This window comes from Actinomadura sp. 3N508 (assembly GCF_044326375.1).
Taxonomy (GTDB): Bacteria; Actinomycetota; Actinomycetes; order Streptosporangiales; family Streptosporangiaceae; genus Spirillospora.
Window position 1 is genome coordinate 1 of sequence record NZ_JBIRAX010000018.1, and the last position, 17,899, is coordinate 17,899.

A 17,899-nucleotide genomic window follows, 5' to 3' on the forward strand; every position below is an offset into this window, starting at 1 on the left:
CCCATCCCGAACCCGGAAGTTAAGCCCTTCAGCGCCGATGGTACTGCATGGGAGACTGTGTGGGAGAGTAGGACACCGCCGGACATTTCCTATGGGGAAGGCCCCGCCGACAACGGCGGGGCCTTTCTTATTTCTGCGGTTGTCAGCTTTCCATCAGTGCCTTTGCGTAGTTGGAGAGCGAACGGTTGTATTGCGGAAGGTGGCGTGACAGCGCCCCGAGGGCCAGTGAAACCGCCTCTCGGTCTCGTCCCAGGTCGGTGAGGGCGAGGGCCAGGAACGCGGTGACTGCGTCGTCGAGCTCGTCGGAGGGGGCGTCGCGTTCCGCGGTGAGAAGCGCGACGCTTTCTTCGGCCTGGCCGAGGTTGCGGAGGGTGCTGGCGAACTGGATCGTCGCCTGACGCCGTCGCGAACCCGTGAGACCGGCGGCGAACGCCTCTCGGTAGTGCGTCGCTGCTTCGGCCTCGTTGCCGATCGAGTCGTGTGCCGATGCCAGTTCGTAGTGGGCGATGGCGTCGCCGGGTGGACGTTCTGCGGTCAATTCTTTGACCTTTGCGAGGAAGTCCTCGGGCTCGTGGTCATCGAAGGTGGCCCACAGATCGGCGATTCGCCGCTCCCAATCCGGCCCGGTGTTGATCATTGGACCAGGATAGGGCGGATGTGACGAGGGTCAGCCGTCGACCGAGCACATGTCAGCAGGTCGGAGAGCGAGCGGTGGTTCGGATGGCCGGCGGATGACAGCGGCGTTCGAAGTACACCTTGGGCCGGTGCCGAAGGGTGAGTGAGCGTTATGCCTCGTTGGAAATCGAGGCGGGCAGGTGAGGCGTCAAGTTCTTCAGTGTGATGGTCGGGATGTGGGGCGCCTGCTTGCACGCTTGGCCCGACGCCGCTGTCCCGGGGGTGACGGCGGCGGCCTTGTTGTTGGCGTCACGGTCGGGGTCTGGTGCATCGAGGCGCTCGTGTTGAGAGGTCGGTCGTGAGGTTCTCGGGTGTCGGGCGGTGCCGGCTGATTCGGGTCGAGGTATGGCGTATGGGCCCTGGGTGGCACGGCGGGTGACCGTCGTGGGGTTGGGTGATCGTGGGGATGGCGCCGACCTGCAAGATCGTCGTTTGGTGGGGGGTGAGACGCCTGTGCGACGTGTGATGGGGGAGAATTGGACCGTTCGACTCTTGTCGAGCCCACGGCCGCGCCGGTGCCAACCCACACATCTGCACCGGCGCGGCTGCGGTTCTTTTGGAACGTTCAGATCGTTGCGCGCTCCGTCTGTTTGGAGGCGGCGTCGGTTGCTGGTGTGGTGCGTCCGGCCAGGGTGAACAGTGCCAGGGCGACGATGGCGCAGGTTCCGGCCGCGACGGGGAGTGTCCCGGAGCCGAGTGCGTCCAGCAGCCAGCCGCCGAGGCCGGCGCCCAGGGACGCGCCGAGGTATACGGCGCTGCTGACGAGTGCCAGGGCCTGGGGTCCCGCCTGCGCTCCGGCGAAGGCCAAGGCCCGTGCCTGCACCGGAGGCGGGACCGCCCAGGCCGCTGCCGACCACACGATCAGGGGCACCACGACCAGCGCCAGATGTGCCGGACGCAGCGTCCATGAGAGGGTCAGGCCCGCCATTGCCGCGGTGAAGAGGGCGGCGGCGAGCGCGAACGTCCGCGTGGAGCCGATGCGGTCGATCAGTGTGCCGCTGAGACGCGCTCCCGCGATGCCGGCGGCGCCCGCCAGCAGCAGGAGCCAGCCGAGGCCGGACGAGTCCACGCCCGCCACGTCCGAGAGGAACGGGCCCAGGTAGGTCTGGAACAGCAGGTTGCCCAGGACGGCGACGACGGCGGCCAGCAGCACGAACACCAGGGCGGGGCGTGCGAGGGGGCGGAGCCGTTCCGCGATTCCGGCGGCGGGTGGGGGAGCGACGTCCGGGAGCGCGGTGAGCAGGAAGGCCAGGGCGGCGACGCCGAGGAGGCCGTTCGCGACGAAGGTCGCCTGCCAGCCGAACGCGGCGCCGATCCACGTCCCGGCCGGTACCCCGGCGACGACCGCGCCGGTCAGCCCCGCCATGACGGTGGCCAGGTCGCGGCCCTGGCGTCCGGGCGGTGCGAGCGCGGCGGTGACCGCGAACACCGTCGGGAGGACGACGGCGGCGGCGAGCGCGGCCAGCACGCGCAGCGCCATCAGCGCCGGATACGACGTGGCGAGCGGGACGGCGAGGTTCGCCGCGCAGAAGAGCAGCATCCCGCCGGCGAGCAGATGGCGCCGCGGCCAGGACGCGGTGGCGACCGCCGCGACGGGCGCGATCACGGCGCAGATGACGGAGAAGACGGTGACGAGCTGTCCGGCGGCGGCCTCGGTGACCGCGAGCCCGTCGGCGATGGCGGGGAGGACGCCGACGATCACGAAGTCGTCGGTCTGGAGGGTGAAGGCGGTCAGGGCGAGCGCGGCGAGCCTGAGTCCGCCGCGCTGGTGGCGTCGGAAGAGGGGCATGCCCATTAAGGTAACACTTGTTTCCCTATAGGATGGACGGCCCCAGACGAAGGAGATCCAGCCGTGGCCAGGCCGCGCGACCCGCATCGCCGTACCGAGATCCTCGACGCGGTCCTCGACCACCTCGCCGAGCATGGGATGTCCGGGCTGTCGATGCGTCCCATCGCGCAGGCGCTCGGGCAGAGCACGCGGGTCCTCACGCACCACTTCGCCGACAAGGACGACCTCCTCGCCGCGCTGCTGCAACGCCTGGACGACGTCCAGCACGAGCAGCTTCGCGCCACCGAGGGCTGGGACGACACGGGGCGGGGGATCGGCGCCATCGTCCGCGACTCCTGGCGCCGCCATCTCGCGCCCGAGAACGTCGCGCATACCAGGCTCGTCCGCGAGATCGAGGGGCTGGCGGCGGCGGGGCGGCTCGGTGACCGGGTCCCGAAGTTCCTGACGGATCGGGCCGAGTTCGTCGCTCGCGCGCTGGTCGCGCGAGGGCTCGACCCCGCGCAGGCTCGCGTCAAGGCCACCTACCTCAACAGCGCCTACTCCGGGCTGCAGACCGACTTCCTCACCACGGGCGACCGGGAGCGTGTCGAAGCCGCGCTCGACGAACTGTGCCTCCTTGCCGACTCCTGGACGGAGGACGTCGCCCGGACGGGCTAGAAGCGTCCGTGGTGTGCGGCCTGCTGTGTGCGTGCGTCTCGTTGGGCTGCCCCTGCCGGGTTCCTCCTCGGGCTTGAGTTGCCCGGATGCTTCGCCGGTCCGGCTAGGGGCAGAGGGGGAGGCGCTGGTCGGTCCAGGCGGTGTGGCGTTCGCGGAGGTCTTCGGCGGTGAGGTCCGTCCGGCCTACGTCGTGGTAGTTGGGCAGCCAGGTCTCGACGGCGTGGTGGGAGTTGGTGAGGGCGAACACGTCCCAGAGCGGGAGGTCGGCGATGGGCCGACCCGCTGCGTCCTGGTAGGCGTTCGTGAACGTCTCGGCCGTGTGCGGGCCGTGGAGCAGGACCAGGTCGAGGCGGCACCAGGCGACGTCGAAGCCGCGTGGTGCGCGGGAAGCGCCAGACCAGTCGATGACGCCGGTCAGGGCGCCGTCGTCCCACAGGACGTTGCCGGACCAGAAGTCGTAGTGGGTGAGGACCTCCTCGGCCTCGGCGAGCCGGTGGACGTGGGCCGGCAGCATCCGGGCGCTGGGTGCGGCGGCGTCCGCGCGTGTGGGTGAAGCGAGCGCGGCGGCCATCCCGTCGCGGAGGCCGGAGAGCAGAGTCGGTGGCGTGCCGTGCAGGCGGGCGAGGACCTGCCCGAGGTGGACGGCCGCGGTGTCGGGGGCGACGGACGTGATGTCGGCGCGGCCGGGAAGCCTGGTGATCAGGACGGTGGGCTCGCCGGTTCGGCTTCGGCGGCCGTCCGGGTCGGCGCCGAGCAGCCGCGGGGCCTGGCCGCCCAGCCCGTCGAGGACGGTCAGCACGCGTGCCTCGTTCGCCGCGGCCGTGTCGCCGGGCGGGTAGCGGCGCAGGACCAGCTCCCGCCGGGATTCGGTGGCCGCGAGCAGGTGCGTGGCGGCATGCGTCCCGCCCGGGAGACGGCGGACGACCCGCACGGGCTCGCCTGCCGCCTGCGCGGCCCATGTGAGCGCTTCGACGGGCGGGAACGGCTCGATCATCAATCCCATGATGCGCGCGGCGGGCGTTGCGCCGCGAATCGCCTGATTCAGGGAGCTCTCAGGGGGCTCCCAGTGTCGGCTCGGGGCCTTCTCAGCGTGGTTCGGGACGGTGGTTGCCGGTCTTCGTTCTCGGTGGAAGGGGCCCGGCATGGAAGCCCGCCTGATGGTTCGGCTGATCGGGTTGGCGGTTGTCGCGTCGTTGGGCCTTGCCTCGTGTGCGGAGGCGTCCTTGCGGGCGGAGCGGGAAGGACGTGGTGCGAAGGCCCGGCCGAACATCGTCTTCGTGCTCACCGACGATCTGTCGGCGAATCTCGTGGAGTACATGCCGCACGTCAAGGAGATGCAGCGTCAGGGGCTCACGTTCGGCAACTACTTCGTCGCGAACTCGCTGTGCTGTCCGTCACGCGCCACGATCTTCACCGGGCGTTATCCGCACAACACGGGTGTCATGACGAACCAGGGCGCGGACGGCGGGTACCGGGCGTTCAATGCGCGGGGAAATCAGCGCAGCACCTTTGCCGCCGCGCTGCGGGAGGCCGGGTATCGGACGGCGATGATGGGGAAGTACCTGAACGGTTATCGGGCTGGTGACCCGGTGCCGCCCGGGTGGGACGAATGGTATGTCGCCGGGAACGGGTATCAGGGGTTCAACTACACGCTGGATGAGAACGGTCGTCCTGTTCGATATGGGGCCCGGCCGGTCGACTATATGACCGATGTGCTCGCGCGTAAGGGCGGCGACTTCATCACCCGGGCGGCGGCGGGCGATCGGCCGTTCATGCTGGAGATCTCCACGTTCGCTCCGCACGGGCCGTACACGCCCGCGCCGCGCGACGCCGATGCGTTCCCTGGGCTCAAGGCCCCGCGCGGGCCGTCCTTCAACGAGGACGACATGTCGGATAAGGCGGCCTGGCTGACGGGCCACCCGCGGCTCGGGCCGGAGCAGATTCGCCGGATCGACCTGGCGTTCCGTAAGCGGGCGCAGTCCGTCCAGGCGGTCGATGCGATGATCAGGCGGCTGCGCGCGGCCTTGAAGGCCGCGGGGGCCGACCGCAACACCTATCTCGTGTTCACGTCCGATAACGGGTTCCACATGGGGGAGCACCGTCTCGCGCATGGAAAGCAGACGGCGTTCGACACCGACATCGAGGTGCCGCTCGTGGTGACCGGGCCGGGCGTCCCCGCCGGGAAGGTCGAGCACGGCTTGGCGCAGAACACCGATCTTTGCCCGACCTTCGAGGAACTCGGCGGAGCCGCCGTGCCCGCGGAGGTGGACGGCCGGTCACTCGTCCCCCTCCTCAAGGGCGAAACGGCCATGGCGCCGCGTGAGGCGGTGCTCATCGAGCATCGCGGGCCGAACAATGCGCCGGGCGATCCGGACCGGCAGAACCGGGTCGGCGGGAATCCGCCCAGTTATGAGGCCATTCGCACGGAGAGCGAACTGTACGTCGAATACCTTGGCGGGGAGGGAGAGTTCTACGACCTTGAACGGGATCCCCATCAGCTTGACAATGCCGCAGTGCGGCTTTCCCCGGAGCGGCGCGAGCGGTTGCGTGATCTGCTGCGGCGGCTCCGGAACTGCCAAGGTAGCGAGTGTCGGGCGTGACGCTTTCGTTCGGGTTCGTTCCGGGTTTGCCGGGTGGCCGCCCATGACGTCGTAGGCTGCACGGATGGCTGAGAAGTTGTGGCGGATCGAGCCGTCGGGACCGCTGCGCGGGGACGTCACCGTGCGCGGCGCCAAGAACGCGGTCAGCAAGCACATGGTCGCGGCGATGCTGGGGGACGGGCCGAGCACGATCGGCAACGCGCCGGACGTCGGCGAGGTCGGGATCACGGCGGGGATGCTGGAGCACGTCGGGATGGCAGTGGAGCGGTCCGGCGGTGATGTCGCCGTCGTGCCGGGGCCGGTGACGGACCCGAGCGTGGGAAAGGCGTTCACCGGGCTGAACCGGATCCCGATCCTGATGCTGGGGCCGCTGCTGCACCGGGCGGGCGAGGCGTTCGTGCCGCTGGTCGGGGGCGACCCGATCGGGCGGCGGCCGGTCGACTTCCACGTGGACGCGCTGCGGGCGTTCGGCGCCGAGGTGAGGATCGAGTCCGACGGGATCCACGCGGCGGCGTCCCGGCTGGTCGGGACGCGGATCGAGCTGCCGTACCCGAGCGTCGGCGCGACGGAGACGGTGCTGCTGGCGGCCGTCCGGGCCCAGGGGAAGACCGTCATCCGGAACGCGGCGACCGAGCCGGAGATCATCGAGCTGGCGCTGTTCCTGCAGCGGATGGGGGCGCGGATCTCGTTCGCGCCCGACCGGCGGATCGTGGTCGAGGGCGTCGAGCGGCTGACCGGGGCGCAGACGCGGCTCGCGGGCGACCGGATCGAGGCGTTCTCCTACCTGGTGGCGGGCCTGGTGACCCGGGGCGAGGTGCGGGTGCACGGCTGCCCGCAGGACCGGCTCGTCACGGCGATCACGACGCTGACCAGGATGGGCGCCGAGTTCGAGATCACGGATGAGTGGATCATGGCGTCCGCGCCGGACGGGCTGCGCCCCGCCGCCGTGCAGACCGACACCCACCCCGGGTTCGCGACGGACTGGCAGACGCCCCTGATGGTGCTGTTCACCCAGGCGGACGGCATGTCGGTGCTGCATGAGACCGTCTACGAGAACCGGCTGGCGTACGTTCCCGCGCTGCAGGGCATGGGCGCCGAGATCGAGGTCTACGACACGTGCCTGGGCGGTCCCGCGTGCCGGTACCACGACACGGCGGCGCTGCATTCGGCGGTCGTGCGCGGGGTCTCCAAGCTCCGCGGCGGGGACGTGACCATGCCCGACATCCGGGCCGGGTTCTCGGCGGTCCTCGCGGCGGCGGTCGCGGAGGGCCCGTCGACGCTGCGGGGCGTGCACCACATCGAGCGCGGCTACCACCGGCCGGTGGAGCAGTTCCGGGCCCTCGGCCTCGCGCTGCGCACTGGCTAGGCGCCGGACGGGAGCCGGACTCTCGCTGTTGCGTCCGGCCAGGTGAAGGTGAGCGAGCCGCCGACCGGGAGGTCGCGCCAGAGGGCTGCCGCCTCGTCCAGGCGGTTCAGGATCCGGTCCACGGTGGGGGCGTCCTCGGGCGGGATCGTCACGGGTTCGGCCCATGCGGGCGTGGTGGCGCCGGAGCGGCGCCGCCAGGCGATGTCGCACAGGCCCGCGACGTACTCGGACCTGGCCATGTCGCCACGGTCGGCCTTGCCGAGCGACGCCTCGCGCTTGTTCATCCTGCGCTGCGCGCGGGCCCGGCGGCGCGAGTCACCCGGGGTCTCGGCCGTCTCGACGAAGCCGCCCCCACCGCCCGCCGCGGCGCGCCCGAACACGCCGGACGACAGCCCGAGCTCGGACTCGGCCAGATAGTGGACGAGGTCGTGCGGGATGTTCTCGTCGTAACCGGGCGCGGGATCCATCCGGCGAGGCTGCCGTCCGGGCAGCGTGATGACCGTCGCGTACCGGCGCTGACCTGTGCGTTCGAAGGCGACCTCCATGCCGACAGGCTAGGCCGCCCGGCGCCCTGGACGCATTCCGTTTTCCGGCCCGGCGGCTACGGTGGTTGATCATCGGCAGGAGGGACGATCGATCGTGGAGTTCGACCGGCGCGACCCCTATCCGACCTACCGCCGGGCCAGGGACGCGGACGGGCTGACGTTCGTCCCCGAGCTGGACGCCTGGCTCATCGTCCGGGACGCCGACGCGCGGGCCGTGCTGCGTGACCCGGAGACGTTCTCGTCCGCGAACGCACTGCGTCCGGGCGTGGTGCCCGCCCCGGAGGCGGTGGCGGTGCTCCAGTCGGTGCCCGGCGGCGCGCCCGTCGTGATCACGGCCGACGGCGACGAGCACCGGCGGGTGCGGGAGCCGCTGACGCGCGGGCTGTCCCCCAAGCACGTCGCGGCGGCCGTCCCGTTCATCGCCGGACGGGCCCGGGAGCTCGTCGCCTCGTTCGCCGCTGATCACCGGGTCGAGCTGATGGGACGGTACGCGCGCGTCCTGCCCGGCGAGGTGCTCGGCCATCTGCTCGGCCTCGACCCCGCCGATGTGCCGGGCCTGGTCGAGGGCAGCTACCGGGCCGATGACCTGGTGTTCCGGCCGATGAGCGCGGAGGAGCAGGTCGCGGCGGCCCATGACGTCGCGGGCATGAAACGGGTCCTGGACGCCCACGTGCGGGCCCGCGGGGAGCACGCCGGGGACGATCTGTGCGGGGAGATGATCCGCGCGATCGAGCCGCACGGCACGCTCATCTCGAACCTGCAGAACCTGGTGCTCGCCGGGCACTTCACGACCACGGCCCTCATCGGCACGGCCGTCCTGCACCTGCTGCGCGATCGGGACCAGTGGGAGCTGCTGTGCGCGCGGCCCGAGCTGATACCGGCCGCGGTGGAGGAGGCGGCCCGGTACGAACCGCCGATCCAGGGTTTCCGGCGGGTCACGACCCGTCCCGTCGCGGTGGCGGGGACCGAGCTGCCCGAGGGAGCCGCGGTCTTCGTCGCCTTCGGCGCGGCCGGGCGTGACCCGGACGCCCATGACCGTCCCGGCACGTTCGACATCACCCGGGAGCCCGCCCGGCACCTGTCGTTCGGGCACGGCGTCCACGCCTGCCCCGGCGCGCACCTCGCCCGCGAGCAGGTCCGGATCACGCTGGAGACGCTGACGGGGGAGCTGCCCGGGCTCAGGCTGGACGGGCCCGTGGAGATGGTGCCGAGCCTGATCCACCGCTCGCCCCGGGAGCTGTTCCTTACCTGGTGATGGCCGAAAGCTACAAGACGGACGGGGAAGCGGCGGCCACGCTGGAGTCATGGACTTGGACAAGGCATCCGACTTCATGGCGACGCACGCGCGCATGCTCGACCGCCGCCGGTTCGAGCTGCTCACTGGCGAGGGCGACCGTGACGCGCTGCTCGCCGCGCTGAACGCCTACCGGAACCCGGACGGCGGGTACGGGCACGGCCTCGAACCCGACCTGCGGTCCCGGACGAGCCAGCCCGGCCCCGCGCTGCACGCGTTCGAGGTCTTCGCGGAACTCGCCCCCGGCACCGCCCCGGAGGCGGTCGCGCTCTGCGACTGGCTGGAGTCGGTGACGCTGCCGGACGGCGGCCTGCCGTTCGGGCTGCACGTCCCCGACCCGGCGGGCTGCGCGCCGTTCTGGGCGGGCGCCGACCCGGAGACGTCCTCGCTGCAGATCACGGCCGTCGTCGCGGCGATGGCGCAGCGGGTCGGCGGCCACGACAAGGCGGTCGCCGCGCATCCGTGGCTCGACCGCGCGACTCGTTACTGCCTCGGCACCGTCCGGGCGGGGGAGGAGTTGCACGCGCTGGAGCTCGCATTCGCGCTGTGGCTGGCCGACGCCGTCCGCGACACCGAGATCGTTGATCTGCTGGGGAAACACATTCCGCCGAGCGGGCTCGTGCACGTTCAGGGCGGGCTGGAGGACGAGATGATGCGGCCGCTCGACTTCGCGCCGCAGCCGGACCGGCCCGCCCGCGCGCTGTTCGCCCCGGAGGTCGTGGCCGCCGAGCTGCGGCGGCTCGACGAGCGGCAGGAGGACGACGGCGGCTGGCGGGTCGACTTCGCCAGCTACTCGCCCGCCGCCGAGCTGGAATGGCGCGGCTACGCGACCGTCGCCGCCGTGGCGATCCTGACCCGCGAGGCCCCGATCTGACCCGCGAGGCGCTGATATGCCCCTTGAATCCGGGCGGTTTCGTGGGGCTATCGGATATGCATGAGGGGTGATCGATCCCTCCGCACCCCTGCCCAAGTACATGCAGCTCCGCGCCATCCTGCTGGACATGATCGAACAGGAGCGGCTGGCGGTCGACGCGCCCGTGCCGTCCGAGCGCGAGCTGTGCCGGCGGTTCGGGGTGTCGCGGATGACCGTCCGGCAGGCCGTGGACCTGCTCGTCGCCGAGGACCGGCTGCGCCGCATCCCCGGCAAGGGCATGTTCGTGGCGCGTCCCAAGGTGCAGATGCCGAGGGAGCTGGTGTCCTTCACCGCGGACATGCGCGCCCGCGGCATGGAGCCCGGGTGCCGCGACCTCGACGCCCGGACGGTCCCGGCGGACGCGCGCCTCGCCGGGTACTTCGGCGCCTCCCCGGGGATCGCCGTGCACGTCCTGGAGCGGCTGCGGCTGGCGGACGGCGAGCCGATGGCGGTGGAGCGCTCGCACATCCCCGCGTCCCTCGCGCCCGATCTGTTCGAGCGCCGCACGCCGGAGTCGTCGCTGTTCGCCGTGCTGGAGCGCGAGTTCGGGATCTTCATGGACGCGGGGGAGCAGACGATCGAGGCGGGCCCGGCGGACGCCCGCCAGGCCGGGCTGCTGGGCATCCGGCAGGGCGGGACCGTGTTCCGCCTGCGGCAGCGGACCTACAGCCGCGGCGTCTGCGCCGAGGTCGCGTTCGCCACGTACCGGGCCGACCGGTACCGCATCCATCTCGGCCTGGAGACCCCGCGCCACGCCGCGCCCTAGACGGCGGCCGCCGGGAGGCCCGCGTGCGATCCTTGAGACGCAGGTCACTCCATGCCGAGGGCGCCGGTGCATCGTCCTCGGACGAAGGTAGCGGAGGCTCCCCTTGGACAACGGTCCGGGCCACACGGCGCTCACGCCGCTCGCGTTCCTCAACCGGTCTGCCGAGGTGTTTCCCGGCAAGACCGCCTACACCTACGGCGACCGCCGCGTCGCGTACGCGGAGTTCGCCGCCGAGACGACCCGGCTCGCGAACGCGCTGCGCGCCTCGGGGATCGGGCCGGGCGACCGCGTCGCGTACCTGGCGCCGAACATCCCGGAGCTGCTGGTCGCGCATTTCGCGGTGCCGCTCGCCGGGGCGGTCCTCGTCGCGATCAACACGCGGCTGGCGCCGGAGGAGATCCGCTACATCCTCGGCCATTCGGGAGCGAAGGCGCTGGTCGTGGACGCGGGGCTGCATCCGTCCGTCGCGCCGCTCGCGGGCGGGCTGCCGGAGGTCGTCACGATCCCGGCGGCGGGCGCGGATCCCGACCCGGCGGTCGGCGGCATCGGCTACGCGGAGCTGCTGGCGCGCGGCTCGGACGCCCCGCTGCCCTGGGACGTCGGCGACGAGAACGCCGCCATCTCGATCAACTACACGTCCGGGACCACGGGACGTCCCAAGGGCGTCGTCTACACGCATCGCGGCGCGTACCTGAACGCGCTCGGCGAGATCGTCCATTCGCGGCACACGCCCGGCAGCGTCTACCTGTGGACGCTGCCGATGTTCCACTGCAACGGCTGGTGCACGCCGTGGGCGCTCGCCGCCATCGGCGGGACGCAGGTGTGCCTGCGCGCCGTCGTCGCCGCGGAGGTGTGGCGGCTCATCGACGGCGAGGGCGTCACGCACCTCAACGGCGCGCCGACCGTCCTGGTGACGATCGCGAACGCGCCGGAGGCGCACCCGCTGGACCGGCCGCTGACCGTGACGACGGCGGGCGCCCCGCCCAGCCCGACCATCATCGCGCAGATGGAGGGGCTCGGCGCGGACATCGTGCACGTGTACGGGCTGACCGAGACCTACGGGCCGTACTCGGTGTGCGAGCCGCAGCCCGGCTGGGCGGGGCTGGCCGTGTCCGACCGGGCCCGGCTGCTGGCCCGGCAGGGCGTCGGCATGGTCCAGACCGACGGGCTCCGCGTCGTCGACGACGACATGAACGACGTCCCGGCCGACGGCGAGACGCTCGGCGAGATCGTCATGCGCGGCAACAACGTCATGAAGGGCTACCACGAGGACGCGGAGGCCACCGCGAACGCGTTCCGCGGCGGCTGGTTCCACTCCGGCGACCTCGGCGTCCGCCACCCGGACGGGTACGTCGAGCTGCGCGACCGGTCCAAGGACATCATCATCTCCGGCGGCGAGAACATCTCCACGGTGGAGGTCGAGCGCGCGATCGACTCGCACCCGGCGGTGCTGGAGGTCGCGGTCGTCGCGGTCCCGGACGAGAAGTGGGGCGAGCGCCCGAAGGCGTTCGTGGTGCTCCGCGACGGGCACACCGCGACCGGGGCCGAGCTGATCGAGCACGTCAGGACCGGTCTCGCGCGGTTCAAGGCGCCCGACGCGGTGGAGTTCATGACCGAGCTTCCGAAGACGTCCACCGGTAAGATCCAGAAGTTCCAGCTCCGCGAGCGGGAATGGGCGGGACGCGAACGCCGGATCCGGTGAGGAGCGGCGGTTCCTGGGAAGTGTCCCGGGCGAGGGATCGCGCCCGCCGTCGAGCCGAGAGGGGAGCGGGATGCCGCCCACCGGCGAGCAGACAGGGAACGTGCTGATCGTGGGGGCGGGCCCGACCGGGCTCCTGCTGGCCGGCGACCTCGCGGCCGCCGGGATCCGCTGCACCGTGCTGGAACGGCGCGACGCGGAGACGAGCAACCTGACGCGCGCGTTCGCCGTGCACGCGCGGACGCTGGAGATGCTGGACGCGCGGGGCCTGGCGGACGACCTCGTCGCCACCGGTCAGCGCGTCGGCGCGGTGCGGCTGCTGGGGAAGACGAGCCTCGATCTGGCGCGGCTGCCTGGACGGTTCCCGTTCCTGCTGGTCACGCCGCAGTACGAGACGGAACGCGTGCTGCGGGAACGGGCGCTCGAGGCGGGCGCGGAGATCGTGTTCGGGGCGGAGGCCGTCGCGTTGCGCCAGGACGCGGCAGGCGTCGACGTCGACGTGCGGACCTCCGACGGCGCGACGGGGACGCGCCGCGCGTCCTACGTCGTCGGGACCGACGGGGTCCGCAGCACCGTCCGGCGCGCGCTCGGGCTGCCGTTCCCGGGGCACTCGGCGGTCCGGTCGGTGATGCTCGCCGACGTCCGGCTCCAGGACGCGCCCCCCGACGTGCTGACCGTCGACTCGACCGGCGACGCGTTCGCGTTCCTCGCGCCGTTCGGGGACGGCTGGTACCGGGTCATCGCCTGGAACCGCCGCCACCAGGCGCCCGACTCCGAGCCCGTCGACATGGACGAGCTGCGCATGGTCACGCGCCGCGTCCACGGCACCGACTTCGGCATGCACGACCCGCGCTGGACGTCGCGGTTCCACAGCGACGAGCGGCAGGTGCCGGAGTACCGGGCCGGCCGCGTGTTCCTCGCGGGCGACGCCGCGCACGTCCACTCCCCGGCGGGCGGGCAGGGCATGAACACCGGGCTCCAGGACGCCGCGAACCTCGGCTGGAAACTCGCCGCCGAACTGCACGGCTGGGCGCCGTCCTGGCTGCTCGACAGCTACCACGAGGAGCGGTATCCGGTCGGGCGGCTCGTGCTGCGCGGCAGCGGCGCGATCCTGCGGGGCGTCCTCGCCGAGCCGTGGTGGCAGCGCACGGCGCGGACCGCCGGGCTGTGGGCGGCGACCCACACCCGGCCGGTCGTGCGGCGGCTCGCGGGCGCCGTCTCCGGCATAGACATCGCCTACCCGGCGCCGCGCGGCTCCCACCGCCTCACCGGACGGCGCGCGCCCGACGTCCCGCTGGCGGACGGCTCCGGCGGCCCCGGCGGCCCCGGCCGGCTGTACGAGATGCTCGGCGACGGGCTGTTCGTGCTGGTCGTCGCGGCGAACGACCCGGCGGTCACCTACCTGGCGGCCAAGCGGTGGGCCGGACGCGTGCACTGCGCGCTGGCGGGCCGGGCGACCCGGACGACGGCGCTGATCCGCCCGGACGGCTACATCGCGTGGGCGACGGACGAGACCGCACCCGACCGCCGCGCCGCCGTGATCCGCGACGCCCTGAGCCAGTGGTGCGGCCGGCCTTCGACACGGGACGCCTCGGAACCGCATCCGGTCGAGAGCGTCCCCGGCGACGAGGGAACGTAGCGATGAGCGCCGGGGCAGCGCCGGGTGAGGGCCGCGGAGGTCGCGGCGGTCGCGGCGGTCATGGAGGCCGCGGTGTCGCGCGGAAGCTGATCGCCTCGCATCTGGTCAGCGGGGAGATGACGCCCGGCGCCGAGATCGGGATCCGCGTCGACCAGACCCTCACCCAGGACGCGACCGGCACGATGGTCATGCTGGAGATGGAGGCGCTCGACCTCGACCGCGTCCGGACCGACGTGTCCGTCCAGTACGTCGACCACAACCTGCTGCAGGCCGACGAGCGCAACATGGCCGACCACATCTTCCTGCGGTCCGCGTGCCGCCGGTACGGGCTGTGGTACTCCAGGCCGGGCAACGGCGTGTCGCATCCGACGCACATGCAGCGGTTCGGCGTGCCCGGCGCGAGCCTGGCCGGGTCCGACTCCCACACCTGCGCGGCCGGGTCGCTCGGCATGCTCGCGGTCGGCGTCGGCGGGCTGGAGACCGCGATGGCGATGGCCGGGGAGCCGCTGCATGTGACGATGCCGGAGATCTGGGGCGTCCGGCTGGCGGGGGAGCTGCCGCCGTGGCTGAGCGCCAAGGACGTGATCCTGGAGATGCTGCGGCGGCACGGCGTGCGCGGCGGCGTCAACCGGATCATCGAGTACCACGGGCCCGGCCTCGCGTCGCTGACCGCGATGGACCGGCACGTCATCGCGAACATGGGCGCCGAGCTCGGCGCGACGACGACGGTGTTCCCGTCCGACGAGCGGGTGCTGGAGTTCCTGCGCGGCGAGGGCCGCGAGGACGACTTCACCGAGATCGTCGCCGACCCGGACGCCTCCTACGACCTCACCGAGGAGATCGACCTGTCGGCGCTGGAGCCGCTGATCGCGCGTCCCGGGTCGCCGGGCGACGTCGTCCGGGTGCGGGACGTGGCGGGCGAGGACGTCCATCAGGTGGTCGTCGGGTCGTCGGCGAACCCGGGGCTGCGGGACTTCGCGTCCGTCGCGGCGATCGTCAAGGGCCGCCAGGTGCACCCGGCGGTGTCGCTGGACGTGAACCCGACGTCCCGGCAGATCCTCCTCGACCTGACCCGGATGGGCGCGGCGGCCGACCTGCTCCAGGCGGGTGCCCGCATCCACCAGGCCGGATGCCTCGGCTGCATCGGCATGGGGCAGGCCCCGGCCGTCGGCCGCAACAGCCTGCGGACGTTCCCGCGCAACTTCCCCGGGCGCTCCGGCACCACCGACGACCTCGTCTGGCTCTGCTCCCCGGAGACCGCCGCCGCCTCAGCGCTGACCGGCCGCATCACCGACCCGCGCGACCTGGGCCTGGAGCCGCCCGCCGTCCGGCTGCCGCGCCGGTCAAGTGTCAACCGGCAGATGCTCGAAGCCCCGCCGCCCGAGGACGAGGCGCGCGGCCTCCCGCTGGAGAAGGCGCCCAGCATCGGCGCCCTGCCCGAGCTGGACCCGCTCCCCGACGAGCTGGAGATCCCCGTCGTCATCAAGGTCGGCGACGACGTGTCGACCGACGAGATCCTCCAGGCGGGCGCGCGGGCCCTGCCGTTCCGCAGCGACATCGCCCGGCTGGCCGACTTCGCGTTCACCCGGCTCGACGAGGGCTACCCGCAGCGGGCGCGGGAGGCCGGGACGCATGCCGTCGTCGGCGGACGCAACTACGGCCAGGGCTCATCGCGCGAGCACGCCGCGATCGCGCCCCGGCATCTCGGGCTCCGCGTCGTCCTCGCCCGCGGGTACGCGCGCATCCACTGGCAGAACCTCGTCAACTTCGGGATCCTGCCGCTCGAGTTCGCCGACGACGCCGACTACGACCGCGTCGCGCAGGGGGACGTGCTGCGGGTCGAGAACGTCCGTGACGCGCTGAAGGCCGGGACCGCGATCGACGTCCGCAACACGACCAGGGACGAGACCTACCGGGCCCGCCACCGCCTGTCACCGCGCCAGCGGGACCTCGTCGCCGCCGGCGGCCAGATCCCGCTTCTGCGCGAACGCCGCGGCTAGTACGCCGCGGCTAGTAGCGGCGCTCCTCCCTGCCGTAGCCGAGCTCCTCGGCCACGTCGGCGACGTTCTCGTACTCGCGCTTGGGCAGGGTCCGCAGCTCCTCGACCGCCGCGTCGGTCGCGCCGCCCTCGGCCGCGTGCCGGACCAGCTCGTTCGGGCGCGCCGGGTACCGCACGCCGCTGAGCATGCGGGCGAGCGCGCTGCGGCCCTCCACGTCCCGGGCGCTCATCCCGGGCGGGGAGCCCTCGCGTTCGCTGCCGGACGGTGTGGTCGGGTCGGCGGGGTGGTCGTCGGAGAACGGCTCGGTCTCCTTGAACTCCTCGGCATGCGTGGCGTGACCGCCGCTGACCATGCCCTGCGTCTCGCGGCCGATCTCCTCGTCCAGCTTCGGACCGTGCTTGTCGCTCTTGTCAGGCATCCTTCGTCCTCCCATCGCGGGAACGTTCCCGGGCGGGCGTGCCCAAACATGCGAGAGCGTCCGGGCGGCCGTCAGGGCTGCGCGCGGCGCATCATCCGCAGGACGCGCCGCGCCAGCGGGCTCGGCCCGTCCCGCGACGGCGGCTCCGGCTCCTCGTCTCCCGCCGCGGCGGGGTCCGCGGGCGGTTCGGGCGGGCCGTCGGCCAGCTCGTAGGTGACCGGCAGCGACCGCAGGCCCCGCATGAGCGGGGACGAGCGCCACGGCAGCTGGTCGGCGGGCAGCGCGAGCCGCAGCGCCGAGAACCGCTCGAACAGCCGCTCCACCGCGATCGTGGTGACGGTGGTGGCGAGGTCGCGGCCGAGGCAGGCGTGCGGGCCCGCGCCCCAGGCCAGGTGCGCGCGGGAGCTGTAGATCGAGTCGGGCGAGGACGTCCGGGTGAACGCCGGGTCCAGGTGGGCGGCGGCGGGCGACACCAGGACCGGGTCCCCGGCCGCGATCTGGAACCGGCCGACGCGCACGTCCGCCTTCGCCCACCGGAACGCCAGGTTGGCCATCGGCGGGTTGGCGGCCGCGGCCCGGTTGATCGCCTCCTGGATCATCCCGGCGGACAGGCTGTCGCGGGTGCCGGTCTCGCCGATCAGGACCTCGGTGATGGTGTTGCAGATCAGCGTCCCGGTCACGTCGCCGACCAGGCCCGTCATCATCGCCATCTCGCGGGTCAGTTCCTCGGCGGTCAGGTCGGGCACGGCGGCGAGCATGTAGGAGGGGAGGTCGGCGCCCGGGTTCCCGGTCCGCGCCTCGCAGACGCCCGCGACGCGGGCGGTCAGCCGGTCGGAGGCCTCCTGCGCGTCCGGGCCCGCGTCCATCACCCGCCACAGGTCGATGATCAGCTCGTCGTCGCCGTCCGCGCCGTCGCCGAGCAGCCGCCCGATGACCATCAGCGGCAGCGGCCGGGCGTACTGCGCCGACAGGTCGGCCCAGCCGGTGCGGCCGCCGCTCTCCGCCAGCTCGGTGATCAGCTCGTCGGCGTACCGCCGGGCGGCCAGTTCCAGGGCCTTCGCCTCCGGCATGGAGCGGTCCTGGAAGGGCCGCAGGCCCTCGCTCCAGGCGCCGCGGAGCCGGGTGGAGTTGGCGCCGTCGCGGAACCCCGAGTTGCCGGCCTCGACGACGGGCCGCATCGGCCAGTCCGCCGGGACCGCACCCTCCCGGTACGCGCGCCACGCGTCGACCCGCCTGCTCCAGATCCCGCGCGTGTCGCGCAGGATGTCGAGCGTCTGGGAGTAGCCGATGACGAGCCACGCCGGCACGCCGAGCACGTCCACCGGCGCGACCGGCCCGTACTCCGCGCGGAGCCGCTCGTAGAAGACCGCGGGACGGGACTCGTAGTCACGGTTCAGCAGCGGCTGGACGGCGAGCGCCGCCAGCGGCGGATGGCCCGGCTCGGCCGGCGATCTCTGCGAATCCACGGGTACGAACCCTAGGAGAGATCGTTCCCGGCTGGTCGGTTTATGGTGGAATCAGCCGAGATGATCTCCTCG

General features: G+C 72.6%; 15 protein-coding genes and 1 rRNA gene. 10 read left to right on the top strand and 6 right to left on the bottom strand.

Annotated features, from left to right (window positions below; genetic code table 11):
* Nucleotides 1-84, top strand: a 5S ribosomal RNA gene (gene rrf, locus ACH34S_RS39370); the annotation flags it as partial.
* Nucleotides 85-142: 58 nt separating this feature from the next.
* Here the strand turns inward: rrf and ACH34S_RS39375 are convergent.
* Together ACH34S_RS39375 and ACH34S_RS39380 are read right to left on the bottom strand one after the other, a co-directional pair.
* Complete coding sequence (locus ACH34S_RS39375; RefSeq protein ID WP_395958021.1) at nt 143-637, bottom strand: tetratricopeptide repeat protein; 495 nt, start codon at nt 635-637, stop codon at nt 143-145.
* A 603-nt stretch (nt 638-1,240) separates the two neighbouring features.
* Complete coding sequence (locus ACH34S_RS39380) at nt 1,241-2,464, bottom strand: MFS transporter (RefSeq protein ID WP_395958022.1); 1,224 nt, start codon at nt 2,462-2,464, stop codon at nt 1,241-1,243.
* 63 nt (nt 2,465-2,527) lie between these two features.
* Between ACH34S_RS39380 and ACH34S_RS39385 the strand changes: the two genes are divergently transcribed.
* Entirely contained in the window at nt 2,528-3,121 is a 594-nt protein-coding gene (locus ACH34S_RS39385; protein ID WP_395958023.1) for a TetR/AcrR family transcriptional regulator, read from the top strand.
* 103 nt (nt 3,122-3,224) lie between these two features.
* Here the strand turns inward: ACH34S_RS39385 and ACH34S_RS39390 are convergent, their stop codons facing one another.
* Nucleotides 3,225-4,115 (bottom strand): phosphotransferase family protein, encoded by an 891-nt coding sequence (locus tag ACH34S_RS39390; protein WP_395958024.1) that lies wholly within the window; start codon nt 4,113-4,115, stop codon nt 3,225-3,227.
* 148 nt (nt 4,116-4,263) lie between these two features.
* Here ACH34S_RS39390 and ACH34S_RS39395 point away from each other — a divergent pair, with 148 nt between their 5' ends.
* Nucleotides 4,264-5,721, top strand: a complete 1,458-nt coding sequence (locus tag ACH34S_RS39395) for a sulfatase (RefSeq protein ID WP_395958025.1) — start codon at nt 4,264-4,266, stop codon at nt 5,719-5,721.
* A 64-nt stretch (nt 5,722-5,785) separates the two neighbouring features.
* The gene (murA, locus tag ACH34S_RS39400; protein WP_395958027.1) at nt 5,786-7,087 is read left to right on the top strand and encodes a UDP-N-acetylglucosamine 1-carboxyvinyltransferase; all 1,302 of its coding nucleotides are present in this window, start codon (nt 5,786-5,788) and stop codon (nt 7,085-7,087) included.
* Here the strand turns inward: murA and ACH34S_RS39405 are convergent.
* Nucleotides 7,084-7,632, bottom strand: coding sequence for a hypothetical protein (locus tag ACH34S_RS39405; RefSeq protein WP_395958028.1), 549 nt, complete (start codon nt 7,630-7,632; stop codon nt 7,084-7,086). The two genes, murA and ACH34S_RS39405, sit on opposite strands and share 4 nt — an antisense overlap.
* 94 nt (nt 7,633-7,726) lie before the next feature.
* Between ACH34S_RS39405 and ACH34S_RS39410 the strand changes: the two genes are divergently transcribed.
* From ACH34S_RS39410 to ACH34S_RS39435, 6 genes are all read left to right on the top strand, one after another.
* Nucleotides 7,727-8,887 (top strand): cytochrome P450, encoded by a 1,161-nt coding sequence (locus tag ACH34S_RS39410; protein WP_395958029.1) that lies wholly within the window; start codon nt 7,727-7,729, stop codon nt 8,885-8,887.
* Nucleotides 8,888-8,936: 49 nt separating this feature from the next.
* The gene (locus ACH34S_RS39415) at nt 8,937-9,800 is read left to right on the top strand and encodes a hypothetical protein (RefSeq protein WP_395958030.1); all 864 of its coding nucleotides are present in this window, start codon (nt 8,937-8,939) and stop codon (nt 9,798-9,800) included.
* Between the two features lie 67 nt (nt 9,801-9,867).
* Nucleotides 9,868-10,605 (top strand): GntR family transcriptional regulator, encoded by a 738-nt coding sequence (locus tag ACH34S_RS39420; protein WP_395958031.1) that lies wholly within the window; start codon nt 9,868-9,870, stop codon nt 10,603-10,605.
* A 103-nt stretch (nt 10,606-10,708) separates the two neighbouring features.
* Nucleotides 10,709-12,307: a long-chain-fatty-acid--CoA ligase gene (locus ACH34S_RS39425; RefSeq protein WP_395958032.1), complete on the top strand. Its 1,599-nt coding sequence runs from the start codon at nt 10,709-10,711 to the stop codon at nt 12,305-12,307.
* A 70-nt stretch (nt 12,308-12,377) separates the two neighbouring features.
* On the top strand, nt 12,378-13,943 hold the full coding sequence (locus ACH34S_RS39430; protein ID WP_395958034.1) for an FAD-dependent monooxygenase: 1,566 nt from the start codon (nt 12,378-12,380) through the stop codon (nt 13,941-13,943).
* 2 nt (nt 13,944-13,945) lie between these two features.
* A complete protein-coding gene (locus tag ACH34S_RS39435) occupies nt 13,946-15,943 on the top strand; it encodes an aconitate hydratase (protein ID WP_395958035.1) in 1,998 nt (665 codons plus the stop codon).
* Nucleotides 15,944-15,953: 10 nt separating this feature from the next.
* On the opposite strand, the gene ACH34S_RS39440 is transcribed toward ACH34S_RS39435, so the two are convergent.
* Together ACH34S_RS39440 and ACH34S_RS39445 are read right to left on the bottom strand one after the other, a co-directional pair.
* Entirely contained in the window at nt 15,954-16,361 is a 408-nt protein-coding gene (locus tag ACH34S_RS39440; RefSeq protein WP_395958036.1) for a DUF2795 domain-containing protein, read from the bottom strand.
* A 71-nt stretch (nt 16,362-16,432) separates the two neighbouring features.
* Nucleotides 16,433-17,827, bottom strand: coding sequence for a cytochrome P450 (locus tag ACH34S_RS39445; protein ID WP_395958037.1), 1,395 nt, complete (start codon nt 17,825-17,827; stop codon nt 16,433-16,435).
* Between the last annotated feature and the right edge of the window lie 72 nt (nt 17,828-17,899).